The organism is Micromonospora ferruginea (assembly GCF_013694245.2).
GTDB lineage: Bacteria > Actinomycetota > Actinomycetes > Mycobacteriales > Micromonosporaceae > Micromonospora > Micromonospora robiginosa.
Window position 1 is genome coordinate 5,416,871 of record NZ_CP059322.2, and the last position, 16,955, is coordinate 5,433,825.

Consider the following 16,955-nt stretch of genomic DNA (forward strand, 5'->3'; position numbering starts at 1 on the left):
ACTAGTCCTGTTCGTCAGGCTCGTCGGCATTGCGAGCAATCGCCACGATAGTCACGCCGTCCGGGAGGTCCATCAGCTTGACCCCCATTGTGTTCCGGTCACGCGTACGGCGTACAGGCTTCACCGGAGTCCGGATGACGCCGCCGTTGCTCGTGATGGCGAACAGCTCGTCCTCCGGATCGATCACGGCCGCGCCGACCAGACCACCCCGTCGCTCGGTGATCTTGGCAGTCAACACGCCTTTACCTCCCCGGCCCTGGACCGGGTATTCCTCGATCGGGGTACGTTTCGCGTAGCCCCCGTTCGTCGCGACCAGAACGTCCAGACCTTCCCGGACGACCTCGACGGCGAGCAACTCGTCCTCACCGCTGAAGCGCATCCCGATCACCCCCGAGGTGGCGCGGCCCATCGGACGCAGGGCCTCGTCGGTGGCGTTGAAGCGGATCGCCTGCGCGTTCTTCGAAACCAGCAACAGGTCGTCCTCCGGCGCCACCAGGACCGCACCGACCAGCTCGTCCTCATCGCGCAGGTTGACCGCGATGATGCCGCCGGAACGGTTGGAGTCGAACTCCTCGAGCCGCGTCTTCTTCACCAGGCCGTTCTTCGTGGCCAGTACCAGGTAGGGCGCCACCTGGTAGTTCGGGATTTCGATGATCTGCGCGATCTGCTCGTCCGGTTGGAACGCGAGCAGGTTGGCCACGTGCTGGCCCTTGGCCACCCTACTGGCCTCGGGAAGCTCGTACGCCTTCGCCCGGTAGACCCGACCCTTGTTCGTGAAGAACAGGATCCAGTCGTGGGTAGAGCATACGAAGAAGTGACTCACGATGTCGTCCTGCCGGAGCGTCGCCCCGCTCACGCCCTTGCCGCCACGGCGCTGCGACCGGTAGAGGTCGACCTTCGTCCGCTTCGCGTACCCGGTGCGGGTGATCGTCACGACCACGTCCTCGCGGGCGATAAGGTCCTCCATCGAGACCTCGCCGTCGAACGGGATGATCTTGGTGCGCCGGTCGTCACCCCACTTGGCGACGATCTCGCCCAGCTCGTCGGAGACGATCTTCCGCTGCCGCTCCGGCTTGGCCAGGATGTCCTTGAGATCGGCGATCTCCACCTCGAGCTTGGCCAGGTCGTCCAGGATCCGCTGACGCTCCAGCGCGGCCAGGCGGCGTAGCTGCATGTCCAGGATCGCGGTCGCCTGGACCTCGTCGATCTCCAGCAGCCGGATCAGGCCCTGCCGCGCGTCCTCCACGGTGGGCGAGCGCCGGATCAGCGCGATCACCTCGTCCAGGGCGTCCAACGCCTTGGACAGGCCCCGCAGGATGTGCGCCCGCTCCTCCGCCTTGCGCAGCCGGAACGCGGTCCGCCGGCGGATGACCTCGATCTGGTGCTCGACGTAGTAGCGGATGAACTGCGCCAGGTTGAGCGTGCGCGGCACCCCGTCGACCAGCGCCAGCATGTTGGCGCCGAACGTCTCCTGGAGCTGGGTGTGCTTGTAGAGGTTGTTCAGCACCACCTTGGCGACCGCGTCACGCTTGAGCACCAGCACGATCCGCATGCCGGTACGCCCGGAGGACTCGTCCCGGATGTCGGCGATGCCGGCGAGCTTGCCCTCCTTGATCAGCTCGGCGATCCGCTCGGCGAGGTTGTCCGGGTTGACCTGGTAGGGCAGCTCGCTGACCACCAGCGCCGGCCGGCCCCGCTTGTCCTCCTCGACCTCGACCACCGCGCGCATCCGGATCGAGCCGCGCCCGGTCCGGTAGGCGTCCTGGATGGCCTGTTGCCCGACGATCAGGCCGTGGGTCGGGAAGTCCGGGCCCTTGACGATCTCCAGCAGGGCTTCCAGCGTGGTCGCCTCGTCGGCCTCCGGGTTCTCCAGGCACCACTGCACCGCCGCGCCGATCTCCCGCAGGTTGTGCGGCGGGATCTTGGTGGCCATGCCGACCGCGATGCCCTCGGAGCCGTTGATCAGCAGGTTCGGGATCCGCGACGGCAGGATCGTGGGCTCCTTGGCCCGGCCGTCGTAGTTGTCCTGGAGGTCGACGGTGTCCTCGTCGATGTCCCGCAGCATCTCCATGGCCAGCGGGTCGAGCTTGCACTCGGTGTTGTGGCTGACGAAACCGTCGGAGACGAAGGAGTGGTCGTCGGTGTCGACCCGGATGCTGTAGACCGGCCGGGCCCCCGCGTCGGTGACCTCGGTCACCTCGGCGTAGTAGAACCGGCCGTCGACCAACGGCTCGACCACGTCGAGGATCCCCGGCTCGGTGATCCGGGCGGCGATCTCGTCGCGGTCCCGCTCCCACCGTTCCACTCGGTCCACGTTGTGCCGACGCAGCCAGTCGCGCTCGGTCCAGCGCGTCGCGCCGTGCTCCCGGATGAAGTCACCGACGAACGGCACCATGTCGCCGGAGAGCGCGGTGCTGGTCGCCGGCACCGAGGCCAGCTCCGACTCCAGCTTGGCCTGCTTGCGGCCGAGGAACCCGACGTGGGCGGCGAAGATCCGCGCGTCGCGCCGGTTGGTGATCACGACCTTGATCTCGCCGTCCTCGTACCGGCACTGCCGGCTGATGACGCCGAACTCCAGCAGGAGCTGCTGCACCTCGCGGGCCAGGCGCTCACTGCGGGTCGAGTACGAGACCTGGATCGTGTGGCGCGGCAGCAGCGACGACGAGCCGTCGCCCTCGAACAGCGCCTGGAGGAAGGCCCGCTTCACCGCGGCCGGCCCACGCCAGACGAACTCCGGCACGAACTTGGCGGCGCTACGCGCGCCGACCAGCTCGCCAAGAGCAGATCCCGCAAAATCGGAGATCCATCCCCGTAGCTTGTGCAGCGTCTTACCAGTAACGGTCGTCTCGGTGCCGACCCAGCGCCGACCGCCGACCGCGAGGTCGTAGGCGGCGAGGACCCGGACGAAGAACTCCCGGTCGCAGTTGTCGAAGCCAACCCGGTCACCGGAGGTCCAACCCTCACTCACGTAGGCACCCGCAAGCACGGCCGCCTCGACGTGCTCCAGCATCGGGTAGCCGATCTCGTCCGGCACGGTGCGCTGGAGGACCACGCGGTCACCGCGTGAAACCTCGGCGAGCAGCTTCCAGAGCAGGGTCGGCACGCCGGCCACGTTCACCAGACAGAGCACCGGGTGGTTGTGGGTGCCGGTCAGCTCGTACCCCTCGCGGGTACGCAGCCGCAGCGTGGGGTGCTCGCCGGAGTGGAAGAACTTCGAGGCGCGGACCAGGTCGCCGTTGCGATCGCGGACCTTGAGCTCAATGTCGGTCTCGCTGCTCGGCGCGGCGTCCGGCACGACGTCGCCCATCCGGACACTGCCATCAAAAGTACGAATACGGACATCTGCCGTAACGCAGTACCTCATCGCGGCGGCCGGGTCGTTACCGGGCGAACCGAAGTTGCCGTTGCCGTCGACCAGCGGGTAGCGCAGCGACCACGGCTGCGCCATCCGGACCAGCGCGTCGTAGATGGCCGAGTCGCCGTGCGGGTGGAACTGGCCCATCACGTCACCGACGACGCGGGAGCACTTCACGTAGCCGCGGTCCGGCCGGTAGCCGGAGTCGAACATGGCGTAGAGGATCTTGCGGTGGACCGGCTTGAGCCCGTCCCGGACGTCCGGCAGGGCGCGCCCGACGATGACGCTCATCGCGTAGTCGAGGTACGAGCGCTGCATCTCGACCTCGAGGCCGACCGGCTCGATCCGGTCGTGCTGGACGACCGCGGTCGGTGTCTCCGGGGTCTCCGGCTCGTTCGGGGTGGACTCGGGAGTATCGGTCACTGTTAACCCTTATCAGACTCAGAGTCGTGATCTAGCTGTGGATAACGGCTGTGGAAAGCGGCCAGGCTGTGGATAACTCTGTGGACCGCCGGGCCGACCGGTGGATCACCGGCCGGCCCGGTCACGTGTCCGTCAGATGTCCAGGAACCGCACGTCCTTGGCGTTGCGCTGGATGAACGACCGGCGTGCCTCGACGTCCTCGCCCATCAGGACGCTGAACAGCTCGTCCGCGGTGGCGGCGTCGTCCAGCGTGACCTGGCGCAGCGTGCGGGTGGCCGGGTTCATCGTGGTCTCCCAGAGCTCGGGGTAGTTCATCTCACCGAGACCCTTGAACCGCTGGATGTCGTCCGGCTTGGCGTTGGCCTTCTTCTGCTGGCGCAGCGCGATCAGCCCGTCACGTTCCCGGTCCGAGTACGCGTACTGGGCGTCGTCGCCCTTCTTGTTCCACTTGATCTTGTAGAGCGGCGGGGCGGCCAGGTAGACGTGACCCAGCTCGACCAGCGGCCGCATGAAGCGGAACAGCAGGGTGAGCAGCAGCGTCTGGATGTGCTGGCCGTCCACGTCGGCGTCGGCCATCAGCACGATCTTGTGGTAGCGCAGCTTCTCGATGTCGAAGTCGTCGTGGATGCCGGTGCCCAGCGCGGTGATCAGCGCCTGCACCTCGTTGTTCTTCAGCACCCGGTCGATCCGGGCCTTCTCCACGTTGAGGATCTTGCCGCGGATGGGCAGGATCGCCTGGGTGCGCGGGTCGCGGCCCTGCTTCGCCGAGCCGCCGGCCGAGTCGCCCTCGACGATGAAGACCTCGGACTCGCGCGGGTCGGTCGACTGGCAGTCGGCCAGCTTGCCCGGCATCGAGCCGGACTCCAGCAGCGACTTGCGCCGGGCCAGCTTGCGCGCCTGCTGGGCGGCGATGCGGGCGCGGGCGGCCTGGGACGCCTTGGTGATGATCGTCTTGGCCTCGGCCGGGTTGCGGTCGAACCAGTCGACCAGCGACTCGTTGCAGACCCGCTGGACGAAGCCCTTGACCGGGGTGTTGCCCAGCTTGGTCTTGGTCTGCCCCTCGAACTGCGGGTCGGTCAGCTTGACCGAGATGATCGCGGCCAGGCCCTCGCGGATGTCCTCCCCGGAGAGGCGCTCGTCGCCCTTGAGCAGCTTCTTCTCCGCGCCGTAGCGGTTGACCACGCTGGTCAGCGCCGCCCGGAAGCCCTCCTCGTGGGTGCCGCCCTCGTGGGTGTTGATGTTGTTGGCGAAGGTGTAGACCGACTCGCCGTAGGACTCGTTCCACTGCATGGCGATCTCGACCGACATGCCGGTCTCCTCGGAACCGAACTCGACCACCGTCTTGTGGATCGGGCTCTTCGAGGCGTTCAGGTGCCGGACGAAGTCGGCGATGCCGCCCTCGTAGTGGAAGGTGACCTCGCGGGTCTTGCCCTCCTCGTCCTCCGGCACCCGCTCGTCGAGCAGGTGGATGGTGAGGCCACGGGTGAGGAAGGCCATCTCCTGCAGGCGCCGGTAGATGGTGTGGAAGTCGAAGTCGACCGTCTCGAAGACGTCCGGGTCGGGCCAGAAGGAGACCGCGGAGCCGGTGCGGTCGGTCGACTCGCCCTTCTCCAGCGGGGTCGGCTTGGAGTGGTCGTAGCGCTGCCGCCAGACGAAGCCGTCCTTGTGGATCTCCACGGCCATCCGGGTGGAGAGCGCGTTGACCACGGAGACGCCGACGCCGTGCAGGCCGCCGGAGACCGCGTACGCCTTGCCGTCGAACTTGCCGCCCGCGTGCAGCACGGTCAGCGCGACCTCGACACCCGGCTTCTTCAGCTTGGGGTGCAGGTCGACCGGGAAGCCTCGGCCGTTGTCGGTGACCCGGACGCCCCCGTCGGCCAGCAGCACCACGTCGATGGTGTCGCAGTAGCCGGCCAGCGCCTCGTCCACCGCGTTGTCGACGACCTCCCACACCAGGTGGTGCAGGCCGCGCTCGCCGGTGGACCCGATGTACATACCGGGCCGCTTCCGGACCGCTTCCAGGCCCTCGAGCACGGTGATGGACTCGGCACCGTACTTCTTGTTGTCCTCCGCTGCCACGCTCGGCCACTTTCTCGCACCGGCCGCGCGTGGGCGCGGGGCGCGGGTTCGGCGGACAGGACGCGACGTCGGCGCGCCCGGACCGCCCCCGGGATCGCCAGGTCACGGATCGTGCGCGCCGGGCGCCGCGGTTGCCCGCGGATCGCGATCGGCTCGGACCCGATGTGGGACAATGATCAAGGGCCCTGCGGGCCCGTGTCCGTCGCTCCGTGTCGGGTCTTTCGTCTCGCCTCCAATCTTACTGTGCGCAGCCGACCAAACCGCCACTCGGCACCCCTTGAGGGCGGCTGAGAATGCCGTAGCCGGACGAACCTCGCTGCCCGCGACTCCCCCTACACGCCAGCGACGCCGTGCCGCGCCACCGGCCCCCGTGAGCGGTGGACGTCCCCGGCCCATGATCGGCGGCCACCGTGACCGGGGGTCGCGGTGGAACTCGACGTGCCGTACCTTTTGCGGCGCCGCCGTTGCGGTCTTGATCTTTCGCGCCCGGACCGGGGACCATCGGCGGAGATGGTCCGACAGACGCATGGTGAGAGGTGACGCAGATGGGGCTGGACAACGTCGCGGTGCACTGGCCGCGTACCGGCCGCTTCTACGATCCGGTCGCGCCGGCCGAGTTCGTGGACTTCGGCGAGATCGTGGACGTACCCCGCATCTCCGCCCCGACCGCCGCGCTCGCCGAGCTGATCGCGAAGACCGGCACCGTGCGGGCGACCGCCTACACGGAGCTGGTCGACCTGATCCTCGGCCTGGAGAATGTGCTCTACGCCACGGAGAACGCCGCCGAGGACGAGGACCCGGTGATCGACCCGGACGGCTGCGCCTGGATCGCCGAGGGCGTGGAGAAGTTCGTCGCCCGGCACCGGCCCTACGGCGAGACGGTGACGTTCGAGTCGGTCAGCGAGGTGCTGCGCGCGCTGCTCGGCGACGGGCGGCTGGCCGAGCAGCAGCTCCGCTGGCTGGACAGCCGGCTGGACAAGCTGCGCGACGACAGCGGTGAGCCGCCGCAGTGGAACTTCACCTGCGCCGAGCTGAGCGTGCTGGCCGCGTTCTACCGGCGCTGCGCGGAGCGCGGCTTCGCCGTCTACGCGGACGTGTGACGCCGGTCAGCCGTAGGTGTCGCGCGGGCCGCGCCCGCGTACCCGTCGGGGGCCGCGCGACCACGACGGCGCCGCCGGGCCGTGGATGTGCAGCTTGCGCACCACGTTGTGGCCGACCTCGCTGGCGATCTGCTTGAGCAGCGAACCGGCCAGCAGCCGGAGCTGGGTCGCCCACGCGGTCGAGCGGGCCTCCACGGTCAGCTCGCCGTTCTCCAGCTTGACCGGGCGGCTGTGCTGGGCGACCTCCGGGCCGACCACCTTCTCCCAGGCGCCGAAGACGGTCGCCTCGGCCGCCGGCTGCTGCCAGCCGCGCGCCTTGACCAGCTTGTCGAGCACCGCGCCGAGCGGCTGCGGGTCACGCGGGTCCGGCCCGGGGCCGGAGTAGCCGCGCAGCCGCTTCTCACCGTCGCCGCGGACCGCGCTGCGCCGCCGGGTGCCGGCCGCGGCCTGACGCTTGGCCTTCGCCGCGTCCAGCACCGCCCGGGCCAGCTCCGGCCCGGCCGTGCCCTCCGTCGCCGCGCCCGGCTCGCCGTCCGCCGGCTTCCCGGGGGTACGCGCCGCGGGCCCGCCCCGGCCGGCCGGCCCCCCGTCCCGTCCCGGCCCCAGCCGGGCGGGCGGGAGCCGCACCTCGTCGTCATCCGGCACGTCGTACCGTCCCCTCACCGACCGTCCAGCGGGTGCCGCGCAGCGCCGCCGGCACGTCGTCGTCCACCGCGCAGGTGACCAGGAGCTGGCTCGCGCCGCCGACCAGCTCGGCCAGGCGTTCCCGCCGGCCGGTGTCCAGCTCGGCGAAGACGTCGTCCAGCACCAGCACCGGCTCGATCCCGTCGGCGCGCAGCAGGTCGTACCCGGCCAGCCGCAGCGCCAGCGCGTACGACCAGGACTCACCGTGGCTGGCGTACCCCTTGGCGGGCAGCGGGCCGAGCGTGAGCGCCAGGTCGTCGCGGTGCGGGCCGACCAGCGTCGTGCCCCGTTCGATCTCGGTGGAGCGGTTCGCGGCCAGCGCGGTGGCCAGCGCCTCGGCCAGCGCCGCCCGGTCGGCGGCCGGCTCCGGCAGCTCGACCGAGGGCCGGTAGGCGATGCCGGCCGCGCCCCGCCCGGCCGCGACCGCGTCGTACGCCTTCGCCACGTGCGGGGTGAGCGCGGCGACCAGCTCCAGCCGGCCGGCGAGCAGGTCGGCGCCGTGCTGCGCCAGGTGGGTGTCCCAGACGGCGAGCGTGGACAGGTCGCCGCCACGGGAGCCGCCGGTCTTGCGGGCGAGGTACGACGTGCGCAGCAGCGCGTTGCGTTGCTTGACCACCCGCTCGTAGTCGGCGCGGACGCCGGCGTAGCGGGGTTGCCGGGTGACCAGCAGGTCGTCGAGGTAGCGGCGGCGTTCGGCCGGGTCACCCCGGACGAGTTCCAGGTCCTCCGGCGCGAACAGCACCAGCCGCAGCGCGCCGAGCACGTCCCGGGCGCGGCGGGCCGGGGAGCGGCCGAGCCGCGCCCGGTTGGCCTTGCCCGGGACGATCTCCAGCTCGACCAGCAGCTCCCGGCCCTCGTGCACCACGGCGCAGCGGATCACCGCCGAGGTGGCGCCCATCCGGACCAGCGGGGCGTCCGTGGCGACCCGGTGCGAGTCCAGGGTCGCCACGTAGCCCAGCGCCTCGACCAGGTTGGTCTTGCCGACGCCGTTGGCGCCGACCAGCACGTTCGGGCCGGGCTCCAGGTCGACGCCGACCCGCTCGTACGAGCGGAAGTCGACCAGTTCGAGCCGGCGGACGTACACAGGCTGTGGATACCGGTCAGCGCTTGTGGACGGCGTGACCGCCGAACTGCTGGCGCAGCGCGGCGACGGCCTTCATGGCGGGCGACTCGTCCTGCCGGGAGGCGAACCGGGCGAAGAGCGCGGCGGTGATGACGTTGAGCGGCACGGCGAGCCGGACCGCCTCGTCGACCGTCCAGCGGCCCTCGCCGGTGTCCTCGGTGTAGTCGCTCAGCTCGGCCAGCTCCGGGTCCTCGTCGAGCGCCCGGTCGAGCAGGTCGAGCAGCCAGGACTGGACGACGGTGCCCTTTCGCCACGACTTGACCACGCCGGGGACGTTGGTCACGAGTTCGGACGCCGAGAGCAGCTCGAAGCCCTCGGCGTAGGCGTGCATCAGGCCGTACTCGATGCCGTTGTGCACCATCTTGGCGTAGTGGCCGGCGCCGACCGGGCCGGCGTGCACGAAGCCGAACTCGCCCTCCGGCTTGAGCGCGTCGAAGATCGGCATGAGCCGGTCGACGTGCTGCTGCGCGCCGCCGACCATCAGCCCGTAGCCGTTCTGCCGGCCCCAGACGCCACCGGAGACGCCGACGTCGACGTAGCCGATGCCCCGCTCGTTCAGGCGCTCGGCGCGCGGGGCGTCGTCGCTGAACCGGGAGTTGCCGCCGTCGATGACGATGTCGCCCTCGCCGAGCACGCCGGCCAGCTCGTCGATGGTGGCGTCGGTGACGCCGGCGGGCACCATGACCCAGACCGCGCGCGGTGCGTCGAGCTTCTCGGCCAGCTCCGCGAGGCTCGCGGCGTCGCTGAGCTCCGGGTTGCGGTCGAAGCCGACCACCTCGTGCCCGGCGGCGCGCAGCCGTTCGCGCATGTTGCCACCCATCCGGCCGAGTCCTACCAGGCCGAGCTGCATGTGTTGCTACCTCCGTACGTCGGGGTGGTGCTGCCTGCGATCAGCGGGAGACGCGGATCGGCATGATGAGGTACCGGTACCCCGGAATGACCTCGCCATCCTCGCCGGCCGGGGAAAGGACCGCGGGCTTGAACGCGTCGACGAAGCGCAGCAGGGCGAACTGGGCGCCCAGGTTGGCCAGGCCGTCGATCAGGTACTGCGGGTTGAAGCCGATGGTGAGCGGGTCACCGCTGAAGGTGGCCTCCATGGCCTCGCTGGCCCGGGCCTCCTCGGTGCCGCCGGCCTCCACCACGAGGCCGTCGGAGCTGAAGCTGAGCAGCACCGGGGTGGTGCGCTCGGCGACCAGCGCCACCCGCTTGACCACCTCGATCAGCGTGGCGACCGCGACGCGGGCCTCGGCGTTGTGGTCGGCCGGGAACAGCGAGCGCACCGGCGGGTAGTTGGCGCCGTCGAGCAGCCGGCTGGTGGTCCGCCGGGTGCCGCCGGAGAAGCCGATCATGCCCTCGCCGGCCCCACCGGAGGAGAGCGCCATGGTCACGTGGCCGCCGAGCGGGCCGAGCGCCTTGGCGGTGTCGTTCAGGGTGCGGGCCGGCACCAGCGCGTTGAGGCTGATCTCCGGGTCGTCCGGGTTCCACTCCATCTCGCGCAGCGCGAGGCGGTAGCGGTCGGTGGCGAGCATGGCCATCGTGCCGCCGGACAGCTCGAGCCGGACGCCGGTCATCATCGGCAGCGTCTCGTCGCGGCCGGCGGCCACGGCGACCTGGGCCACGGCGGCGGCGAAGGCGGCCGCGTCGACGGTGCCGGCGCTCTCCGGCATCTCCGGGAGGGTCGGGTAGTCCTCCACCGGCATGGTGGGCAGCGTGAACCGGGCGCTGCCGCAGACCAGCTCCAGGTGCGCGCCGACGGCGGCGATGTCCACCGGCTTGGCCGGCAGCGCCTTGGTGATCTCGGCGAGCAGTCGACCGGAGACCAGGGCCGCGCCGTCCGCGTCACCCTGCACCTCGACGGTGACCTGGCTGGAGACCTCGTAGTCGAAGCCGGAGACCTGGAGGTTGCCGTCGGTCACCCGGAGCATCACCCCGGCCAGCACCGGTACGGAGGGTCGGTTGGGCAGGCTCTTGGCGGTCCACGCGACCGCCTCGGCGAGCGCGTCGCGCTCCACTCGGAACTTCATCAATGCCTCCGCGTCGACGTCAGCGACAACTCTCTCATGCCGACCGCTGCCACCCGCCCCGCCCGACCGTGCGGGTACCCCTCGCACCTTAGGGCGCGAGGGCATCGGCTGTGCGCCCGACCCCGATGGATCCAGGTGCCCGGGCGACTGCCGACGGCAGTGCACGACCCGATCCACAGGAAGTCCAACGGTGATGATTGGTTTTTGTTGTTTAGAAGAGATAACTCATCGTCTTCATCGCACCTGTGCAAACTGTGGAGAACCCGCGTCTGCCCAGGTCAGACAGGTTATCCACCGGTGGTTTCGCTGTGGAGAACCAGGGGTACAACTCGTGCCCCGGTCCACAGCCGTCGCCAGCAGCCGGGTTTTCCACCGCTGTCCACCGGTTGTCCACCGGTTATCCACGGGGTTTCTCCCCAGTGCTGTGGACGGCGCGGACGACGCCGGGCGTCGTCATCCCCAGAACCTTCAACAGGTCGCCCACAGGCGGACCGTCGTCGGTGGACAACGCGGACGTTGTCCCCAGGCGTCCACAGGCTCGTCCCCAGGAGTTGTCCACAGTCTGTGGGTAACCGGCCGGATGCAGACGGTGTTTATCCACCGCCTGTGACACAGGGGGTGTGGACAACCGGTACGAGCTGTGGACGAGCACGACACCGATCCTGGGCTCTCCACCGGGTCGAGGGTCAACGGGCGGCCTCGTCCCCACCCGCCGCCGGCCCCGCCGGAGACGAAGAAGCCCGGCCGGAGGCGTCCGGCCGGGCTGTCGTGACGGGTGCGGAGAGACGAGCGTCTCAGGTGTTCTGCTTGATCCGGTTGGTCAGCTCGGCGATCTGGTTGTAGAGCGAACGCCGCTCCGCCATCTGCTGACGGATCTTGCGGTCGGCGTGCATCACCGTGGTGTGGTCGCGCCCGCCGAACGCCTGCCCGATCCGGGGCAGCGACAGGTCGGTCAGCTCGCGACACAGGTACATGGCCACCTGGCGCGCGTTGACCAGCACCCGGGACCGGGAGTGGCCGCGCAGGTCCTCCAGGCTCACCCCGAAGTACTCGGAGGTGGACGCCATGATCTGGTCGGCGTTGATCTCCGGGCCGGCGCCGTCCGGCATGAAGTCCCGCAGCACCTCCTCGGCCAGCGACAGCTCGACCGAGGACCGGGTGAGACTGGCGAACGCGGTGACCCGGATCAGCGCGCCCTCCAGCTCCCGGATCGAGTTCGACACCCGGGAGGCGATGAACTCCAGCACGTCCGGCGGGGCGTACATCCGCTCCTGCGCCGCCTTCTTCTGCAGGATCGCGATCCGGGTCTCCAGGTCCGGCGGCTGGATGTCGGCCAGCAGCCCCCACTCGAACCGGGTCCGCATCCGGTCCTCCAGCGTGGCGAGCTGGCGCGGCGACCGGTCGGACGTGATCACGATCTGCTTGTTGGCGTTGTGCAGGGTGTTGAAGGTGTGGAAGAACTCCTCCTGCGTCCGCTCCCGGTTCTCCAGGAACTGGATGTCGTCGATCAGGAGGATGTCCACGTCCCGGTAGCGGCGCTGGAACGCGCTGGTCTTGTCGTCCCGCAGCGAGTTGATGAAGTCGTTGGTGAACTCCTCGGTCGAGACGTACCGGACCGAGCGGGCGTTGCCCAACGTGGTGGCGTAGTGCCCGATGGCGTGCAACAGGTGGGTCTTGCCCAACCCGGAGTGGCCGTAGATGAACAGCGGGTTGTACGCCTTGGCCGGCGACTCGGCCACCGCCACGCTCGCCGCGTGGGCGAAGCGGTTGGACGAGCCGATGACGAACGTCTCGAACATGTACTTCGGGTTGAGCCGGTTGCCGCCGCTCTCCGTACCGCCGGGCAGGCGGCGGTCGCCCTGGCCGCCGGGGCGGTGGTGGTCGAGCGCGCCGCGACCGGGGCCGTTGTCCGTGGCGCCGTCCCGCGGCAGGCCGCGCAGCGGCGGGGCGTCGGCCGGTCCGGGCGCCTCCCGGTAGCGCGGCTCGTAGCCGCCGGCGGCGGGGGCGGGTTGCTCGACCCCGGGGCGCTCGTCGAAGGCGCGGCGCTCGGGCGCGGCGCGGCGCTCGGGCGCGGCGCGGCGCGGTTCGGCGAAGACGGCGCCGAAGAGCGTGTCCTGACCGTCCCGGCCGGCCGGGATCAGGTGCGGCCGGCCGCCGTCCGCGTTGCGCTGCCGGGGGGCGGGCTCCTCCGCCTCGTGCTCCGGCCGCGGCTCGGCGTACCCCGGTTCGGCGTATCCCGGTTCGGGACGTGGGGCGGGATAGGCCGGCGCGGCCGGGGCCGGGCCGACCCGGTCGAACCCGGGCAGCAGGTCGGCCGGGCCGTTCGGTTCGGGCAGCGGCTCCGGATTGCTGCGGTAGACCGTGCCGGCCGGTCGACCGGCCGGGTCCTCGGCCACCCGCACGGTGACGGCCACCTGGATGTCGCGGCCGAGCTGGCGGCTCAACGCCTCGGTGATGGCCGGGCGGAGCCGGGACTCGATCACGTCCCGGGTGAAGGCGTCCGGGACGGAGAGCAACGCGGTGTCCTCGACGATCGCCCGCAGCCGGGTGAGGCGCAGGTACGCGCGCTGCTGCGCGGAGATGATCTCGTCGGCGAGTTCCTCGGTGGCCGCCGCCCACACCGCGGCAAGGTCTGTCGCTCCGGTCACGTCGTGCCACCCCCTCGCCTGATCCTCACGCCCGCCCGGACGGCTGACCGGTCGTCATCCACAAGTTATCCACAGCCTGTGTGTACCGACCGATTGTGGCCGCCCACCGGACGCGGGTCGGACCTGCCCCCTGGATTCGCAGAGGCGTTGAAGCGGGTTCACCGTGCCGAACGATTCAACAGCTTGTCCGGTCTTGCCGGTCGGCGACAAACCCGTACCGACGCCGACCGCAATCGCGCACGCTAACAGCGCGAACCCCGCGCCATCAACCGTCGACACCCGGGGGGCGTCGCCGACATCCGGGAAATCCGCCCCTTCGGCCACCGTTCCGGCGCAGGTCGGGGACCGGAGTGGGAGGTTTGACGGTCATTGCGCCCCTGCGTAGGCTGGAGCGGATGCTCTCTCGCCCTCTGCTAGGGTGATAGATGCTCGCTGTCCGTGGCCGCCTCCCGCAACACCGCAACATCGGGGGCCGGGTCACCGGGCAGCTTCGATCGGAGGTCACCGTCGAGGTGATCTGGACCAGCACAGGACCCCGGGCGATCCGCCGCGCGGGGCGTACCACAACGGAGAGCCTGACGTGAGCAAGCGCACCTACCAGCCGAACAACCGCCGGCGCGCGAAGACCCACGGCTTCCGGCTGCGCATGCGCACCCGTGCCGGCCGCGCCATCCTGTCGACCCGTCGCGCCAAGGGCCGCACCCGCCTGGCGGCCTGAGGCCGTCCGGTCCGGTACGGGGACGTGGGCAGTCGTGCTGGCCGCCGCACAGCGACTGCGGCGCAGTAGCGACTTCGCCGCAGCGGTTCGCGGTGGCCGACGCGTCGGCCGCGGTGCCGTCGTGGTCCACCTGACGGTCCCCGGGCCGACCGACGCCGTGACACCCTCGCCGGAGCCGGCGCGGAGCAGTGGTGCGGAGAACTCCGCACCCCGCCGCGCCGGCTTCGTCGTGTCCAAGGCCGTCGGCGGCGCGGTGGTCCGCAACAAGGTCCGCCGCCGGCTCCGGCACCTGGTCCGGGAACGCCTGGCCGAGCTGCCCGCCGGGACCACGCTGGTGGTACGCGCCCTGCCGCCGGCCGCCGACGCGACGTACGCGCGGCTCGGCGCCGACCTGGACGCCGCCCTGACCGCCGCCCGCGCCCCCCGGGGACGGCGGCCACGATGACCGGCGGGACCGCGACGCCGTCGCCCACTACCGGTGCCCGCATGCTGCTGGCACCCATCATCGCGTACCGTCGGTGGATAAGTCCGGCACTGCCGGCCCGCTGCCGGTTCTACCCGTCGTGCAGTGCCTACGCCGTGGAGGCGGTGTCCCGGCACGGTGCGGCGCGGGGGGCCTGGCTGACGGTCCGGCGGCTGTCGCGCTGCCACCCCTTTCACCCAGGTGGACACGACCCGGTGCCGGAGCCGGGCGGTCGCCGCCGTGCCGACGTGACTGGAGCCTGAGAATTGAGTCTCGACTGGATCTACTACGCGATCTCGTGGATCCTGCTGACCTGGCACTCGGCCTGGGACGCCATCGGGGTGCCGGTCGGCGCGGTCATCGGCACGAACTGGGCCTGGATCCTCGCGATCATCTTCCTGGTGGTGACGGTCCGGGTGATCCTGTTCCCGGTCTTCGTCAAGCAGATCAAGTCCCAGCGTGCCATGCAGGCGCTCCAGCCGAAGGTGAAGGAGCTCCAGGAGAAGCACAAGGGTGACCGGGAGACGCTCCAGAAGGAGATGATGGAGCTCTACCGGAAGGAAAAGGCCAACCCCCTGATGGGCTGCCTTCCGATGTTCCTCCAGATCCCCGTCTTCCTGGGCCTGTTCCACACGCTCAAGCGGCTCAACCCGGAGAACGGCGGCAAGACGCTCTACGGCTGGACCGTCGACCAGTTCAACAGCGCCTCCAGCGCGAAGCTCTTCACCGCGCCGATCTCCGGCCGGTTCGGCTCCACCGCCGCCGACCTGGCGCCCCTGGGCGCGAACACCGGCACGGTGAAGGTGATCGCCGGCGTCCTGGTGCTCATCATGATCGCCACCACCTACCTGACCAGCCGGCAGATGATCCTGAAGACCGGCTGGGCGGAAGACCCGCAGCAGCGGATGGTGCAGCGCCTGATGCTCTACGGCATCCCGGTGTCGCTGCTGGTCTCCGGGTCGATCTTCCCGATCGGTGTGATCATCTACTGGGTCACCAACAACCTCTTCACGCTCGGCCAGCAGCAGTGGGTGCTGCGGAAGTTCCCCCCGCTGGTGCCGCCGAAGAAGGCCGCCACCACCGGCGGCAAGAACCCGGTCCAGCCGGCCAAGACCGGCCTGCTCGGTCGCAAGACCGCCCAGCCCGCGGCCAAGGCGCCGGCCGCCGCGCCGAAGGTCGCCGGCCCGAAGCCGGGCGCCAAGCCGGTCAACCCGAAGAAGGCCGGCAACCGCCCCGCCAAGCGACAGGGCTGAGCACTCCGGGCCACCGCCGCGACCGGCGGTGGCCCGTCCGGTCCCCGAGCTGCCCTCCGAGGAGTAGGCGCCGGGCCGGAACCGCCGCGCACCGCGCGGTCACGGGCGAAACTGGCCCGTACGGACGTGCCCGAGAGGCATCCGGCGAACCTCCCGCCGGCTCCCGGGAAACCAGCGGACCTCGACGGTCCGGCCGAGCGAGTACGGAGATGAGACCGTGACCGACACCAGCATCCCCAGCGCCGACCAGTCCGTGGACGACGACGAGACCTCGGCCACCATCGAGACCGGCGAGGACACCCCCGAGGTCCGGGAGAAGAAGGCCCCGGCCGACAGCGACCTGTTCCGCCAGAGCGAGATCGCCGCCGACTACGTCGAGGGGCTGCTGGACATCCTCGACTACGACGGCGACATCGACGAGCTGGTGTCCGGCGGCCGGCCGGTCGTCGAGGTGGTCGGCTCCCGCCTGCAGAACCTGGTCGGCCAGCGCGGCGCCACCCTGGAGGCGCTCCAGGAGCTGACCCGCCTGGCGGTGTTCCGGCAGACCGGGACGCCGAGCCGCCTGCTGCTCGACGTCGGCGGCTATCGGGCCGCCCGGCGCAAGGAACTGGCCGCGGTCGCCAAGAACGCGGTCGAGAAGGTCAAGGAGCACGGCGAGGCGGTACGCCTGGAGCCGATGTCCGCGTTCGAGCGCAAGTGCGTGCACGACGTGGTGAACGCGATGAGCGGCGTGGAGAGCGAGTCGGAGGGCGTGGAGCCCAACCGCCGCATCGTCGTCCAGCCGGTGGCGGACTGAGGTCAGTGGCTTCCGACGACACGACGGCGGACGCCGTGGCCGGCCCGGGTGGTACGCCGCCCGGGCCGGCCGCTGTGCGCCCCGACCCGGTCTTCTCCGACGAGCAGCAGCCGACCGAACCGCCGCACCTGCCCGAGAGCGCGGCCGACCCGGACTTCTCCGCCGAGCCGTCGACCGACGCGAGCGGGATCGAGCCGGCGGCCGCCCCGGTGACACCGGCCTTCTCCGGTGAGCCGGCGGCGGAGACCGAACCGGTCGACTCCGACGTGCCGGCCGGCGCGGCCGACCC

The 16,955-nt window shown here is 70.7% G+C and carries 13 protein-coding genes; 6 read left to right on the forward strand and 7 right to left on the reverse strand.

Annotation, left to right across the window (positions count from 1 at the left end; translation table 11 throughout):
- Nucleotide 1 precedes the first annotated feature (1 nt).
- Nucleotides 2–3,778 (reverse strand): intein-containing DNA gyrase subunit A, encoded by a 3,777-nt coding sequence (gyrA, locus tag H1D33_RS24060; RefSeq protein WP_181571001.1) that lies wholly within the window; start codon nucleotides 3,776–3,778, stop codon nucleotides 2–4.
- Between the two features lie 132 nt (nucleotides 3,779–3,910).
- Nucleotides 3,911–5,857: a DNA topoisomerase (ATP-hydrolyzing) subunit B gene (gene gyrB / locus H1D33_RS24065; protein ID WP_181571000.1), complete on the reverse strand. Its 1,947-nt coding sequence runs from the start codon at nucleotides 5,855–5,857 to the stop codon at nucleotides 3,911–3,913.
- Nucleotides 5,858–6,402: 545 nt separating this feature from the next.
- Here gyrB and H1D33_RS24070 point away from each other — a divergent pair.
- The gene (locus H1D33_RS24070; protein ID WP_181570999.1) at nucleotides 6,403–6,957 is read left to right on the forward strand and encodes a hypothetical protein; all 555 of its coding nucleotides are present in this window, start codon (nucleotides 6,403–6,405) and stop codon (nucleotides 6,955–6,957) included.
- A 6-nt stretch (nucleotides 6,958–6,963) separates the two neighbouring features.
- Here the strand turns inward: H1D33_RS24070 and H1D33_RS24075 are convergent, their stop codons facing one another.
- The 5 genes from H1D33_RS24075 to dnaA all read right to left on the reverse strand — a co-directional run bounded on the left by H1D33_RS24075 (nucleotide 6,964) and on the right by dnaA (nucleotide 13,436).
- The gene (locus H1D33_RS24075) at nucleotides 6,964–7,602 is read right to left on the reverse strand and encodes a DciA family protein (RefSeq protein WP_307755242.1); all 639 of its coding nucleotides are present in this window, start codon (nucleotides 7,600–7,602) and stop codon (nucleotides 6,964–6,966) included.
- Entirely contained in the window at nucleotides 7,592–8,725 is a 1,134-nt protein-coding gene (recF, locus tag H1D33_RS24080) for a DNA replication/repair protein RecF (RefSeq protein WP_181570998.1), read from the reverse strand. The genes H1D33_RS24075 and recF overlap by 11 nt, the downstream gene beginning before the upstream one ends.
- 16 nt (nucleotides 8,726–8,741) lie before the next feature.
- Complete coding sequence (gene gnd, locus H1D33_RS24085) at nucleotides 8,742–9,614, reverse strand: phosphogluconate dehydrogenase (NAD(+)-dependent, decarboxylating) (protein ID WP_181570997.1); 873 nt, start codon at nucleotides 9,612–9,614, stop codon at nucleotides 8,742–8,744.
- A gap of 40 nt (nucleotides 9,615–9,654) precedes the next feature.
- Nucleotides 9,655–10,788 (reverse strand): DNA polymerase III subunit beta, encoded by a 1,134-nt coding sequence (gene dnaN / locus H1D33_RS24090; RefSeq protein ID WP_181570996.1) that lies wholly within the window; start codon nucleotides 10,786–10,788, stop codon nucleotides 9,655–9,657.
- A gap of 794 nt (nucleotides 10,789–11,582) precedes the next feature.
- Nucleotides 11,583–13,436, reverse strand: a complete 1,854-nt coding sequence (gene dnaA / locus H1D33_RS24095) for a chromosomal replication initiator protein DnaA (RefSeq protein WP_181570995.1) — start codon at nucleotides 13,434–13,436, stop codon at nucleotides 11,583–11,585.
- Between the two features lie 580 nt (nucleotides 13,437–14,016).
- Between dnaA and rpmH the strand changes: the two genes are divergently transcribed.
- From rpmH to H1D33_RS24120, 5 genes are all read left to right on the forward strand, one after another.
- Nucleotides 14,017–14,154, forward strand: coding sequence for a 50S ribosomal protein L34 (gene rpmH / locus H1D33_RS24100; protein WP_091061882.1), 138 nt, complete (start codon nucleotides 14,017–14,019; stop codon nucleotides 14,152–14,154).
- A gap of 34 nt (nucleotides 14,155–14,188) precedes the next feature.
- Nucleotides 14,189–14,599 (forward strand): ribonuclease P protein component, encoded by a 411-nt coding sequence (gene rnpA, locus H1D33_RS24105; RefSeq protein WP_181570994.1) that lies wholly within the window; start codon nucleotides 14,189–14,191, stop codon nucleotides 14,597–14,599.
- A 41-nt stretch (nucleotides 14,600–14,640) separates the two neighbouring features.
- Nucleotides 14,641–14,880 carry a membrane protein insertion efficiency factor YidD gene (yidD, locus tag H1D33_RS24110; RefSeq protein ID WP_220138741.1) on the forward strand — a complete coding sequence of 80 codons (240 nt, stop codon included), beginning with the start codon at nucleotides 14,641–14,643 and terminating at the stop codon, nucleotides 14,878–14,880.
- Nucleotides 14,881–14,883: 3 nt separating this feature from the next.
- A complete protein-coding gene (gene yidC / locus H1D33_RS24115; RefSeq protein WP_181570992.1) occupies nucleotides 14,884–15,870 on the forward strand; it encodes a membrane protein insertase YidC in 987 nt (328 codons plus the stop codon).
- A 217-nt stretch (nucleotides 15,871–16,087) separates the two neighbouring features.
- On the forward strand, nucleotides 16,088–16,666 hold the full coding sequence (locus tag H1D33_RS24120) for a Jag family protein (protein WP_181570991.1): 579 nt from the start codon (nucleotides 16,088–16,090) through the stop codon (nucleotides 16,664–16,666).
- The last annotated feature ends 289 nt before the right edge of the window (nucleotides 16,667–16,955 follow it).